Source organism: Enterobacter cloacae complex sp. I3 (assembly GCF_014896175.1).
Taxonomy (GTDB): Bacteria; Pseudomonadota; Gammaproteobacteria; order Enterobacterales; family Enterobacteriaceae; genus Enterobacter; species Enterobacter bugandensis.
This window is the reverse complement of sequence record NZ_JADBQZ010000005.1, coordinates 61301-73493: the sequence shown is the minus strand read 5'-3', so window position 1 is coordinate 73493 and position 12193 is coordinate 61301. Positions and strand designations below refer to the sequence as shown.

Genomic DNA, 12193 nt, shown 5'->3' with positions numbered 1-12193 from the left:
AAAATCAGGTAAGCTTACGTCATAAGAGATGAATAAAGGCTTACCCATGAAGCAGATCCTGCTGGTGGAAGACGACCACGATATCGCGGCGCTTCTGCGGCTCAACTTAGAAGACGAAGGCTACGCCATCACCCACGAGCCCGACGGGGGCAACGCCCTGCAGCGCCTTGAAAAACAGCCGTGGGATGCGGTGATCCTCGACCTGATGCTGCCCAACGTTGACGGCCTGGAGATCTGTCGCCGCATCCGCCAGATGACCCGCTACCTGCCGGTGATCATCATCAGCGCCCGCAGCAGCGAAACCGACCGCATCACCGGGCTGGAAACCGGCGCCGATGATTATCTGGCAAAACCCTTTTCAGTGCAGGAACTGATTGCCCGCATCAAAGCGCTGTTCCGCCGCCAGCAGGCGATGGGGCAGGCGCAGGCTGACGGGCAAATTCAGGCCCACGGCCTGACGATCGATCCTCTGGCGCGCAGCGTGCTGCTTCACGGCCAGGTGGTGGATCTCACCCCGCGCGAATTCGAACTGCTGTACTTCTTCGCCCGCCATCCAGGCGAGGTGTTTTCCCGTCTGGCGCTGCTGGAGCAGGTGTGGGGCTATCAGCACGAAGGCTACGAGCACACCGTCAACACCCATATCAACCGCCTGCGCATCAAGATTGAGAAGGACGCCGCCGAGCCGGAGATAATTCGCACCGTCTGGGGCAAGGGCTATAAATTTGCGGAGCCAAACCATGATGCGCCGCTTTAGCCTGAGCCAGCGTCTGACGCTGCTGTTTGTCCTGCTGATGATGCTCTGTGCTACCGTCGCCTGCGCGGTACAGCTCTACAGCAGTATGCAGTACGGCAACGCGATGGTGCAGCGGTTGTCGGGCGGCCTGGCGCAGCAGATCGTCCAGCGGGAACCGATTCTGGACGCGCAGGGCAGGGTTGACCGCACCGCGCTGAAGCCGCTGTTCGACCGGCTGATGACCTTCAACCCGAGCGTTGAACTGTACGTTATCTCGCCGGACGGCGAAATCCTGGCCGATGCCGCACCGCCCGGCCATATTCAGCGGCAAAAAATCGACCTGGCACCGGTTCAGACCTTCCTGAGCGGTACCGCCATACCGGTACTGGGCGACGACCCGCGCAGTCAAAATAAAAAAGTGTTCAGCGCCACGCCGCTGCGACAGGACGGCGAGCTTAAGGGCTACCTGTACATCATTTTGCAGGGCGAGGAGTCGAACGCGCTGGCGGAAATGGCCTGGCATAAGGCGCTCTGGAGCACGGTGCTCTGGTCATTGCTGTGGGTCGCGCTGTTTGGCCTGCTGGCGGGTCTGCTGGTCTGGTACTGGGTAACGCGTCCGGTTAAGCGCCTGACGGAAGAGGTCACCGGCCTGGAGCAGGACAGCATTAGCGCAATCAGGCTGCTCGCAGCACAGCCGCCGGATGCCGCAGCCAATGACGAAGTGGCGCTCCTGCGCAACAGTTTCATCGAGCTGGCGCGGAAAATTACCCGCCAGTGGGACCAGCTGGCCGACAGCGATCGCCAGCGCCGGGAGTTTATCGCCAACATTTCGCACGATCTTCGCACGCCGCTGACCTCGCTGCTGGGCTATCTTGAAACCCTGTCGCTCAAATCCGCCACCCTGACGCCGCAGGAGCACCAGCAGTATCTCGCCACCGCGCTGCGTCAGGGACAAAAGGTACGACATCTTTCCCAGCAGCTTTTCGAGCTGGCGCGCCTTGAGCACGGCGGCATTAAGCCGCAGCGCGAACGGTTCGCGATGGGAGAGCTGATTTCCGACGTGGCGCAGAAGTTTGAGCTTACCGCCCGCACGCGCGAGGTGAATCTGCATATTGACGTGCCGGGCCCCTTGCCGCTGGTCAATGCCGATGTGTCGATGATCGAGCGCGTGGTGACCAACCTGCTCGATAACGCGATGCGTCATACGCCCACTGGCGGGGAAATTCGTCTGGCGGTCTGGCAGGAGAATGAACGGCTTCAGGTCGAAGTGGCAGACTCCGGAACGGGTGTGGATGCCTCGCTGCGCGACGATCTGTTCCAGCGGCCATCGGCGCTGAATACCCAGGCATCGCGGGAGAACCGCGGCGGGTTGGGGCTGTTAATCGTGAAACGCATGCTGGAGCTGCACGGGGGCGGGATCAGGCTGATGGAGTCGGCGAGCGGGGCACGGTTCAGGTTCTTTGTGCCGCTGTGAGAGAGTGCCGGGTTACCCGGCCTACAGATTACCACCCCCGTAGGCCAGACCACCCGGCAAAAAGAGATTACTGCGGGAACCACTGCTCGCTGATTTTCTGGTACGTGCCGTCTGCTTTAATCGCCTTCAGCGCGCCGTTCAGTTTTTCCAGCAGGGCTTTGTTATCCGGGCGTACCGCGATGCCGAGGCCTGTACCAAAGTACTGTGGGTCGGTCACTTTCTCGGTCGCCGTACCCAGCTGCGGGTTGGTTTTCAGCCATTCGTTCACCACCGCGGTGTCGCCGAATACGCCATCGATACGGCCGTTTTTCAGGTCGATAATCGCGTTCTGGTAGCTGTCATAGGCCACGGTTTTCACTTCAGGATGTTTGTCCTGCAGGTATTTCTGGTGCGTGGTGCCATTTTCCATCCCGATGCGTTTGCCTTTCAGCTCGTCAAAGGACTTGTAAGCCCCTTTCTTCGCAATCACCACCGCCGAGTTGGCGTAGTACGGGTCGGTGAACGCAACCTGCTTGCTGCGCTCCGGCGTGATGTCCATCCCGGAGATCACCGCATCGTATTTCTTGAATTTCAGCGACGGGATCAGGCTGTCGAAGGCATGGTTGGTAAAGGTGCAGTCGGCCTGCATCTGCTTGCACAGGGCTTTCGCCAGGTCGATATCGAAACCGACGATCTGATTGCTGGCGTCCAGCGATTCAAACGGCGGATAGGTGGCCGAAACGCCAAAATTGATTTTATCAGCAGCGGATGCGCCAGCGGCGAAGGTGGCGAGTAGTGCGGCCAGAACTAACTTTTTCATTGTAATGCTCCCGTCTGTCTATCTTGTCATTATGCGCCGTGTCTGCGGCATGGATGTACAATGCCAGTTAATGAATTTATATGCAATAAATATGATTAAATATTGTATGCGGTATAAAAAAAAGCGGATAAGCCATCGGGTTATCCGCTCTGGTAATTACGTTTTATGCACTCGCGTGATTAATTTCTGCGCTCAAACGCTAACGCTTTACGCTCAATCAGTCGCATCATCAGCGTCAGCAGACCGTTCACCACCAGATACACCACGCCGGCCGCGCCGAACACCATCACGTCATAGGTGCGCCCGTACAGCAGCTGCCCGTGACCCATCACTTCCATCAGGGTGATGGTGTAGGCCAGAGAAGTACTCTTAAACACCAGCACCACTTCGTTGGAGTAAGAGGAGAGCGCGCGCTTGAAGGCGTACGGCAGCAGGATCGCCAGCGTGTCTTTTTTGCTCATGCCCAGCGCCCCGCAGGACTGCCATTGTCCTTCCGGGATGGCACGGATCGCCCCGTAAAACAGCTGGGTGGTATAGGCCGCGCTGTTCAGCGAAAGGGCAATCAGAGCGCAGAGCCACGGCTCAGAGAGCAGGTGCCAGATAACCGGATACGCCTGCAGCGACGGGAACTGGCCCGGACCGTAGTAAATCAGGAAGATTTGCACCAGCAGCGGCGTACCGGTAAACAGGGTGATGTAGCCGCGCACGATCCACACCAGCACCGGCGTTTTCAGCGTCAGGATGATGGTGAAGATGAGCGCCAGGATCAGCGCCACAATGATGGACGCCACGGTCAGCGTCAGGCTGGTGTGCAGCCCTTTCATCAGCTCCGGGAAATATTCAAGCATCAGCCTGGTCTCCGTTCAAAGCGCGTCGCACGCAGGTCAATACGCTTTAGGATGTACTGACTGAGCAGCGTGATTACCAGGTAGATAGCCGCCGCCACGATGTACCAGGTAAATGGCTCCTGAGTACGGGTGGCGATGCTTTTGGTTTGCAGCATCAAATCGTTCACGCTGATCAGGCTCACCAGCGCGGTATCTTTCAGCAATACCAGCCACTGGTTGCCCAGGCCCGGCAGGGCGTGGCGCCACATCTGCGGCATCACCAGACGGAAGAAGATCGCTGCTTTCGACATGCCCAGCGCCTGACCAGATTCCCACTGCCCCTGCGGTACCGCTTTCAGCGCACCGCGCAGGGTTTGCGACGCGTACGCGGAGTAGAGCAGGGAGAGGGCAATCACGCCGCAGAGGAACGGGCTGACGTCAAAGTTGTCAATCTGCATCTGCACCGGTATCTGCGCAAAGCCGAGATTGATCGTGAAGCCGTCCGACAGCGTGAGCAGCAGCTGTGAGGAGCCGAAATAGATGAACAGGACCACCAGAATTTCCGGTAGCCCACGCAGTACGGTGACCAGCGCGGAGCCCGCCCAGGCGACGGGGAACCATTTTGCTGATTCCCACACCGCAAAGAACATCGCCAGCACCAGGCCGATAATCAGTGCGCAAACGGCAAGGCCGACGGTCATCCCGGCGGCGCTTGCTAAAGGAAAAATTTCATTCATCAGGAATTACTTCTGGAACCATTTTTTGTAGATGGTTTCGTAGGTGCCGTCTTTCTTCACTTTTTCCAGCGCAGCGTTGAATTTCTGCTGCAGCTCGGTGTTGCCCTGACGAACGGCAATCCCCAGACCGGTACCGAAGTAATCTTTATCGGTCACTTTGTCGCCCACTGGCGCCAGTTTGTCGTTGGCTTTCAGCCACTCGGTCACGACAGCAGTATCACCAAATACGCCGTCGATACGGCCATTCTGCAGATCCAGCTTCGCGTTCTGGTAGCTGTCGTACGGAACGGTGGTGATTTCCGGATGTTTATCCATGATGAACTTCTGGTGCGTGGTGCCGTTCTGCACGCCGACTTTCTTGCCTTTCAGCTGATCGACAGAGGTGAATTTACCTTTCTGACCAATAAACAGGGCGGAGTTGTCGTAGTAAGGGGTGGTGAATAGCACCTGCTTTTCGCGCTCAGGAGTGATGTCCATACCGGCCATGACGGCGTCAATACGGCGGAACTTCAGGCTTGGTATCAGGCTGTCGAACGCCTGGTTGCTGAAGGTACAGGTTGCGTCGATCTCTTTACACAGGGCGTTTGCCAGGTCTACGTCGAAGCCAACAATTTTATTGTTCGCATCAATGGACTCAAACGGAGGATAGGAGGCTTCCGTGGCGAAACGAATGGTCTGGGCTGCGGTAGCGGAAAGGGTAACGCCAGCAAGCAGCACGGCAAGTAATACTTTTTTCATTATATTTCCCCTGACACAATCAATGAGATAAATAGTTTTTGAAGGAATCGGTTTGCGGGTTCGCGAAGCAGCTCGCGTCACCTTGCTCAACGATATACCCGTTTTCCATGTAGACCACACGGCTGGCGGTTTTACGCGCCACTTCCACTTCGTGGGTAACAATGACCTGCGTAATATTGGTTTCCGCCAGCTCGCGAATGATGCTGACGATCTGGGCGGTGATTTCCGGGTCCAGCGCCGCGGTCGGCTCATCAAACAGCAGTACAGCGGGCTCCATCATCAGCGCGCGGGCAATCGCCACGCGCTGCTGCTGACCCCCAGAGAGGTGCAGCGGATAGCGGTCGCTGTAGGGCTTAAGGCGCAGACGCTCCAGCAGCTTTTCAGCACGCGCGATGGCCTGATCTTTGCTTAACCCCAGCACGCGGCACGGGGCTTCAATCAGGTTTTGCAGCACCGTCAGGTGCGGCCAGAGATTGTATTGCTGGAAGACCATGCCGACGTTTTGACGCAGTTCGCGTATAGCTTTATCTGACGGGGTTTTCGCGAAATCAAAATGGTTACCGGCGATAGCCAGCGTACCGGAACGGGGCATTTCAAGCAGATTAAGGACGCGCAGAAGGGAGCTTTTGCCTGCACCGCTTGGGCCAAGTAAAACCAGCGTTTCGCCTTCCGGGCAGTTCAGCGTGATGTCAAACAGCGCCTGGTGTGCGCCGTAGAAGCAGTTAATGCCGTTTAGTTTAATACTCATCGGGGCAGTCTTTACTCATCCAGGCAATCTATAGCAATTGAGGCCGCAGATAGTACCGTTGACAGAATAGTTATGCAATATTTCTGCGTTAAAAGTTAAATATAACCCGCATTTCCTCTTAAACATAGCACAAAATAGCGAACGGCAAGGTCGGCGAGTATAAATGTCGGCATTCCGCGTGAAATGCCGGACATTTTACGGGGGTAACATTTTTATCACTAATGATCTAGCGGTTCTCAATCGACTGGCGCAGCGTGCCGGCCGGGGCATGAACGCTGCCGCCGATATAGCGCACATCGTCCACCGCCCAGCACTGGCCTTCACGGATCATCAGCACTTCGTCCTGCCAGGTTTGGGTTCCCTGGGTCAGCTTCACGCGCAGCGGAATGTTCCGCGCATCGGTGTTCGGGATGGTTGACGCGCTGGCCACCTCGGCGCTGTCCGGCAGCGTGGTGCGGCTGGAGAACGGATCGGATTTCAGCAGGGCATTATGCTGCGGATCGCGAGTGGCATCGTTGAGCAGTTTTGCAAGATTATCGCTCAGGTACGGGCGCAGGGCGGTAAGATCATTTCCGCGATGCTGAATGCGGTAATCATAGAACTGTTGCGCCACGGTATCCGGGCCGCCGTCTATGCAGGGGCCGCTGCGGGTACCGATATCCTTAAAGGCTGGCGTGACCGTGGTAGTACAGGCGCTGAGCACCAGCGCGCAGGGCACTAAAAGTGTTAAAGCAGAGTAGCGCATGTTGATTTCCTTATTTATTAACTATCCTTTCAATCATAGCGTAACGAACCGATAATGCTGTTGCTAACGCATTGAACGCTAAAGAAGGAGAGAAAGTATGCAGTTTTCAACAACGCCAACCCTGGAAGGACAGACCATTACCGAGTATTGCGGCGTGGTCACCGGCGAAGCGATTCTGGGCGCGAACATTTTCCGGGATTTCTTTGCCGGGATTCGTGACATCGTCGGTGGACGCTCCGGCGCGTACGAAAAAGAGCTGCGTAAAGCGCGCGAAATTGCGTTTAAGGAGCTGGGCGAGCAGGCCAAAGCGCTGGGTGCAGATGCCGTTGTAGGAATCGATATTGATTATGAAACCGTCGGCAAAGATTCGAGCATGCTGATGGTGAGCGTAAGCGGCACGGCGGTGAAAACCCGTCGATGAAGCGCTCGCTTTCAACGCTCCTGCTGGCGATGTTGCTGGCAGGATGCGCCCAGGAAAAAGGCATTGTTGATAAAGGTGCCTACGAGCTGGATACCCGCCATCAGGCGCAGGCGGCCTACCCGCGCATAAAGGTGCTGGTGATCCACTACACCGCCGACGACTTCGACACCTCGCTGGCCACGCTGACGGACAAAAACGTCAGCTCCCACTATCTCATCCCCGCAAAACCGCCGACGCCGGACGGGAAGCCGCGCATCTGGCAGCTGGTGCCGGAGAGCGAGCTGGCCTGGCATGCGGGCATCAGCTTCTGGCGCGGCACCAACCGCATCAACGACACGTCTGTCGGCATTGAGCTGGAGAACCGCGGCTGGCAGAAGCGCGACGGTGTGAAAGTTTTCGCCCCGTTTGAGCCCGCGCAAATCGCGGCGCTTATCCCGCTGGCGAAAGACATTATCGCCCGGTACGACATCAAACCGCAGAACGTGGTGGCGCATGCTGATATCGCGCCCCAGCGTAAGGACGATCCCGGCCCGCTGTTTCCCTGGCAGGCGCTGGCGAAGCAGGGGATTGGGGCCTGGCCCGATGCCGGGCGCGTGAACTTCTATATCAATGGTCGTCCGCGCTATCAGGAGGTAGATCGTGCAGCCCTGCTCGATCTGCTGATGCGCTATGGCTATGAGGTGCCGGACAACGCCACGGATCAGCAGCAGCAACGCGTTATCACCGCCTTCCAGATGCACTATCGCCCGCAGGTATGGAACGGCGTCGCGGATGTGGAAACGATGGCCATTGCAGAAGCCCTTTTAGAGAAATACGGGCAGGGGTAAACCTTCGGTTTGCGCCCGAATGCGCGTTTTCCCCTTATTTGTGCTTGAGATTAATCTTAAGTACAAACTCAATTCATTTTTAGTAAATTGACTTAAAATTATCCGGATTTAAGATAGACACATAGCTTGCTAAGTAAATCAAAAAAATATTGCTGGCGGCAGGCGTTCTTATTTTCTCCTTGAGCCTTTCATCAGGAAAATATTGTTGGTTTTCGGTTTTAATACCGCGGCCATGCTATGTCTAATAAATCTAATCTTAAATGGGTATAACAATGTTAAGCATTTACGGTAAAAAATTACGTCCACAACCTGAAATGGAAGCCATTATTTCTGCCACGGAAGGTTTTGAAGAGAAAACCTTAAAGAAATGGCAGAAAATTTCCACGGCTGACTCTCAGTATATTCATATTATCGTCAGCGGCGAAGTCGAATTCCGTCGTGAATCAGACGAACTCTGCATGTTTACCGTCACCGGACAGTGCGTGTTTGGCCTGTCCGCTATTTTCTATCAGTCAGCCCATATGTACGGCCTGGTCCGCGCAAACACCGTGGTACGCAGCATCAAAAAAGAGGCCTTCGCGCAGCTTATGACCGAGAAAAACCTTTGGCCTGAATTGACCAAAGTGCTCTCCTGGTACATCTGCCTGCTGAGCAAACGCGATGATGTTCTGGTCGCCCGTAGCGCCTATTCTGTGGTCCGCGAATTCCTCTACGAAATTAATGAGCTGATTGTTCACCAGCAGCGCGATATTAATATTTATGACTATATTCAGGAATATACCAACCTGGCCCGCAGTACCATTATTAAAATCCTCTCCGACCTGAAAAAAGGTCAATATATTGTGGTGGAGAAAGGTCGTCTGCTTAACCTCACCACGCTGCCTGAAAAATATTAACTACTCCAGCCGGTCTCCTTTTTTACTCAAAGGAGACTGGACGTGATCGTTATGCAACAAACTGCTTTGCGATTGATCCTGCGTTTCGTCAACCGGCGGCGCGGGAATTTTGCCTTGAGAATAATCCTGCTCTTGTTCTTTTAACGCCTGCTTAAACAATTCGGCTAACGAATCATCTTCACTACCCGACGACGCGGTGGCGTTTTCGTGCGCCTCGGTTCCCGGCAGGGTATCGCGCGAGGTATCGTGCCCGACATCCTGCGGCACGGTGCTGTCAGGGGCCTGTTGCCAGTCAGCATCATCGGTGCTTATCGGCAGATCCTGCATGGGCGGCATCTCTTCCCGTACCGGCGCCGGTTTAGGATGCGGATGCGGGAACGGTTTACTCACGTACACATAATGCATATCGGAAAGCTGCGTTTCCGGTTTAGCGACGCTCGCTTTTACCGGTTCAGGGGCCGGGTGGCGCAAATTCCAGTAAATATGCGCGTACAGCCCTGCCATGACCAGGGCGCACAAACCCATTACCCATAAAAAGGTATGACCGCAAATTTTTCTCAGGCTGGGGAGGCGGTACGAAAACCAGACCGCCTCTCCGGTGGTGTAGCTGCGCTGAGCCGCAAGACAGATGGTAGACATTAGGAATGCTTCTCCTGCGTGTTGGCGTCCGGTGTGGCATGCGTGGCCTGAATCAACACGCTCGGCGTGGTATGGGTTTCACGCATTAACTGCATCAGCGTATCTTCCCCTGGAATACCATCCACATGCAGATGCATTTTTTGCTGGAACTCGCGGGTGCGTTTCATCATCTCAGCCGTCCAGGTCTGAGCATGGGTTTCAGGCTGGCCAAGAGCCAGACTCAGCGCCTGATCCAGCCAGCCCATGTCTTTCGCATCGCTGGCGGCGCTGATGGCATCTTTGCCTTCCGGCGTCAGGCGATGCAGCTGGGTAAAGTTACCGGTGGCATGCTGGTTAAACCAGCTGCGGCTCACCTGCCAGGTGCGGTTATTCATCAGCAGATCCATCGAGTCATCGCCTACGCGGGCGACAACAGCGTAGTTAAGATGGTTACCGGTTTTGAGTTCACTGACCCACGGATAACCCTCCTGAGCCAGCGTATCCGGTGAAGCGTTGCCCTGTTTACACATCAGATTGACCTTCCCGGCGTTCTGACACAGCGCATCATCCGCGGAGGCGTCATACCCCCACATCAGGTACAGCTGGTGCATCGCATCCGGTTGATTAACCACTTCATTGTCGATAACCGGCACGACAGGCGCGTCGGCTTTTGGCTTCTGCTGTTTCCAGCTCGCCGGTACGGGAAGCTGAATCGGCAGTTTTGCATTGATTGAGGCGGTTAAATACCATCCGCAGGCGGCGAACAGAACCGAGGCGAACAATCCCACGGTCGCCAGGCGCTTACCGTGTTTTTTCGCCGGGAGGATCTCGCCTGCCGCCAGGCGTAAATGACGCGGGCTGACCTGCGCTGCACGTTCGGTCCAGGCCGCGAGCATTGACAGGTGCGCCAGTTCATTCAGTTTGCTGATGTTGCCTTTGGTCAGCGCGTGCATCTTGCGCACGCGCGCCGGGGTTAGCGGCGAATTCTCGCACCCGTGTTCTTCACACTGCGCCTGCACATAGCTGAGAAATTCCCGGCAGGTCAGGGGACGCAATGTATGACGGGTATGGGCATATTCGCGAAGTTCAGATGGGTGTAAGAGGGCGGCTTCCTGCTCCGCGCTGCCCATCAGCACGATGGACAGACGGAACTCCAGCTCCAGAGCACGCGTAAGCAACATCCCCAGCACCTCACGGCAGGTCTCCTTCATCGCTTCCGCGTGACGGATGACCAGGGTTTTGCTGCGGTTTTTTCCGCCCTGCCACTGATGCAGCACGGCATCCACCGCCTGAATGCGGCTCTTGCTCTCTTTCGTTCCCGGGTTGAGCTTGTACAGCAGGCTACTGGCACTCAGCTTAGGAAACGCGTTGATGGCAATGGCGCCAGGAAGGCTGGCCTTCAGCGCATCGCTGAAGTGGCCCAGCAGCGGTGCGTCGTTGCAAAAGAGCCCGATAATTCCCGCCACCTGGCTTTTCTCTTTCAGCAGGTTGAATACGTCCTGATGATAAGGCACCAGAAAATCGCCGGAGAAACCCGTGATTGTTCTGAATGGCGGTTGTTTAAATTTAAAGTGGCTCTGATACATAACGACTTACCGTCTCTGATTAGGAATAGCAACAGGACGAGAAAGTAAAGCAACGCCACAGGGTGGTCAATTTGCGCACAGGGTAAAAATATCCAGTTGCAATGACCTAACATCCCGATTTTATTTGGTCAATAGTTTTTTTTATTAAAGTTAATGGCGAAGTCGATGGTCGTATTTACGGCAGTTAATTACTATTTTTCACACATATTGGCGCAGCCCGACGCTGCTTATTTCCGCTTTGCTAAAGGCCAGATGAAAAATGAGGTTCTCATTTCTGTCACGGTGGATAACGCCTTGTATTATGTTTGTGCTGTTAATTTTTTGCGGCCAGCAAGGCTATCTGACGTTTAAAGATTATAAAAAAGTTACGAATAAGTTGGCTAAATCTGTTGAACAGCCGCTGAAAAATCGTCGTGAAGAAAAGACATTTACTCTGTTCACGGCTGCGGTGCGTCAGGATAACTTACCGGCTGCCGCGAAAGCCCCGCTGGCAGCGGAAATTGAAGGCATTGTCAGCAGTGACGATGCCTGGCTCTCCTTTGCGGTGATTAAAACCCCGGCAGGCCAGCGCAGCTATCGCGAAGGCGAGCCGCTGACCGGTTTTAACGATGCCTTTATTCAGGAAATTAACAAAGACAATGTGGTGGTTAATTATGAAGGTGCTACGCAGGTACTGGCGTTAAATAAGCCTGACTATTTTAAGGGCGGCGTTGATAGCGGCCCGGTAACCAAATCGACGAAAGATGCAGGCGCGGAAAGCGTGCATCTGGATGATTATCTGGTGTTAAAACCGGTAATCGAAAAAGGCCAACTGGAAGGCTACAACATCAATCCAAGGAATGCCTCAGCGTTCTTCAGCCATTCCGGGCTGGAAAAGGGCGACGTGGCTGTGAAAGTCAACTCTGTCGATATGACCGATGAAGCAAAGGCAAAAAGTATTATTGCCAACTGGTCGAAAATGAAAGAAGCGGAGGTCGTCGTCAGACGTCACGCTCACCTTGAAAATATTCGGGTTAATGTTCTAAACAATTAACAAGTGTACAG

General features: G+C 55.1%; 14 protein-coding genes. 6 read left to right on the top strand and 8 right to left on the bottom strand.

The genetic code is table 11. The features are described 5' to 3' along the window. Nucleotides 1-46: 46 nt before the first annotated feature. Both IM271_RS05025 and IM271_RS05020 read left to right on the top strand, forming a co-directional pair. Nucleotides 47-754: a response regulator transcription factor gene (locus tag IM271_RS05025; protein ID WP_041912037.1), complete on the top strand. Its 708-nt coding sequence runs from the start codon at nt 47-49 to the stop codon at nt 752-754. Beyond that, nucleotides 738-2207 carry an ATP-binding protein gene (locus IM271_RS05020; RefSeq protein WP_193052256.1) on the top strand — a complete coding sequence of 490 codons (1470 nt, stop codon included), beginning with the start codon at nt 738-740 and terminating at the stop codon, nt 2205-2207. Before IM271_RS05025 ends, IM271_RS05020 begins: the two co-directional genes overlap by 17 nt. Nucleotides 2208-2274: 67 nt before the next feature. Here the strand turns inward: IM271_RS05020 and artJ are convergent, their stop codons facing one another. From artJ to IM271_RS04990, 6 genes are all read right to left on the bottom strand, one after another. Continuing rightward, nucleotides 2275-3006 carry an arginine ABC transporter substrate-binding protein ArtJ gene (gene artJ, locus IM271_RS05015; protein WP_015571008.1) on the bottom strand — a complete coding sequence of 244 codons (732 nt, stop codon included), beginning with the start codon at nt 3004-3006 and terminating at the stop codon, nt 2275-2277. A 179-nt stretch (nt 3007-3185) separates the two neighbouring features. Further along, a complete protein-coding gene (artM, locus tag IM271_RS05010) occupies nt 3186-3854 on the bottom strand; it encodes an arginine ABC transporter permease ArtM (protein WP_028012513.1) in 669 nt (222 codons plus the stop codon). Next, the gene (artQ, locus tag IM271_RS05005; RefSeq protein ID WP_028012514.1) at nt 3854-4570 is read right to left on the bottom strand and encodes an arginine ABC transporter permease ArtQ; all 717 of its coding nucleotides are present in this window, start codon (nt 4568-4570) and stop codon (nt 3854-3856) included. The genes artM and artQ overlap by 1 nt, the downstream gene beginning before the upstream one ends. Nucleotides 4571-4576: 6 nt before the next feature. Next, the gene (gene artI, locus IM271_RS05000; RefSeq protein ID WP_008500032.1) at nt 4577-5308 is read right to left on the bottom strand and encodes an arginine ABC transporter substrate-binding protein ArtI; all 732 of its coding nucleotides are present in this window, start codon (nt 5306-5308) and stop codon (nt 4577-4579) included. Between the two features lie 19 nt (nt 5309-5327). Next, nucleotides 5328-6056, bottom strand: coding sequence for an arginine ABC transporter ATP-binding protein ArtP (artP, locus tag IM271_RS04995; RefSeq protein ID WP_193052255.1), 729 nt, complete (start codon nt 6054-6056; stop codon nt 5328-5330). Nucleotides 6057-6282: 226 nt separating this feature from the next. Next, complete coding sequence (locus IM271_RS04990; RefSeq protein WP_028012515.1) at nt 6283-6801, bottom strand: lipoprotein; 519 nt, start codon at nt 6799-6801, stop codon at nt 6283-6285. A 97-nt stretch (nt 6802-6898) separates the two neighbouring features. Here IM271_RS04990 and IM271_RS04985 point away from each other — a divergent pair, with 97 nt between their 5' ends. From IM271_RS04985 to IM271_RS04975, 3 genes are all read left to right on the top strand, one after another. Further along, the gene (locus IM271_RS04985; RefSeq protein ID WP_028012516.1) at nt 6899-7222 is read left to right on the top strand and encodes a heavy metal-binding domain-containing protein; all 324 of its coding nucleotides are present in this window, start codon (nt 6899-6901) and stop codon (nt 7220-7222) included. Beyond that, nucleotides 7219-8049 (top strand): N-acetylmuramoyl-L-alanine amidase, encoded by an 831-nt coding sequence (locus tag IM271_RS04980; RefSeq protein ID WP_045630959.1) that lies wholly within the window; start codon nt 7219-7221, stop codon nt 8047-8049. Before IM271_RS04985 ends, IM271_RS04980 begins: the two co-directional genes overlap by 4 nt. 272 nt (nt 8050-8321) lie before the next feature. Further along, nucleotides 8322-8945 carry a helix-turn-helix domain-containing protein gene (locus IM271_RS04975; RefSeq protein WP_028012518.1) on the top strand — a complete coding sequence of 208 codons (624 nt, stop codon included), beginning with the start codon at nt 8322-8324 and terminating at the stop codon, nt 8943-8945. Here the strand turns inward: IM271_RS04975 and IM271_RS04970 are convergent, their stop codons facing one another. Continuing rightward, nucleotides 8946-9584, bottom strand: a complete 639-nt coding sequence (locus IM271_RS04970; RefSeq protein ID WP_193052254.1) for a hypothetical protein — start codon at nt 9582-9584, stop codon at nt 8946-8948. Then, a complete protein-coding gene (locus tag IM271_RS04965) occupies nt 9584-11149 on the bottom strand; it encodes an ExeA family protein (protein ID WP_193052253.1) in 1566 nt (521 codons plus the stop codon). The genes IM271_RS04970 and IM271_RS04965 overlap by 1 nt, the downstream gene beginning before the upstream one ends. A 301-nt stretch (nt 11150-11450) precedes the next feature. Between IM271_RS04965 and gspC the strand changes: the two genes are divergently transcribed. After that, on the top strand, nt 11451-12182 hold the full coding sequence (gspC, locus tag IM271_RS04960) for a type II secretion system protein GspC (RefSeq protein ID WP_193052252.1): 732 nt from the start codon (nt 11451-11453) through the stop codon (nt 12180-12182). Nucleotides 12183-12193 lie beyond the last annotated feature (11 nt).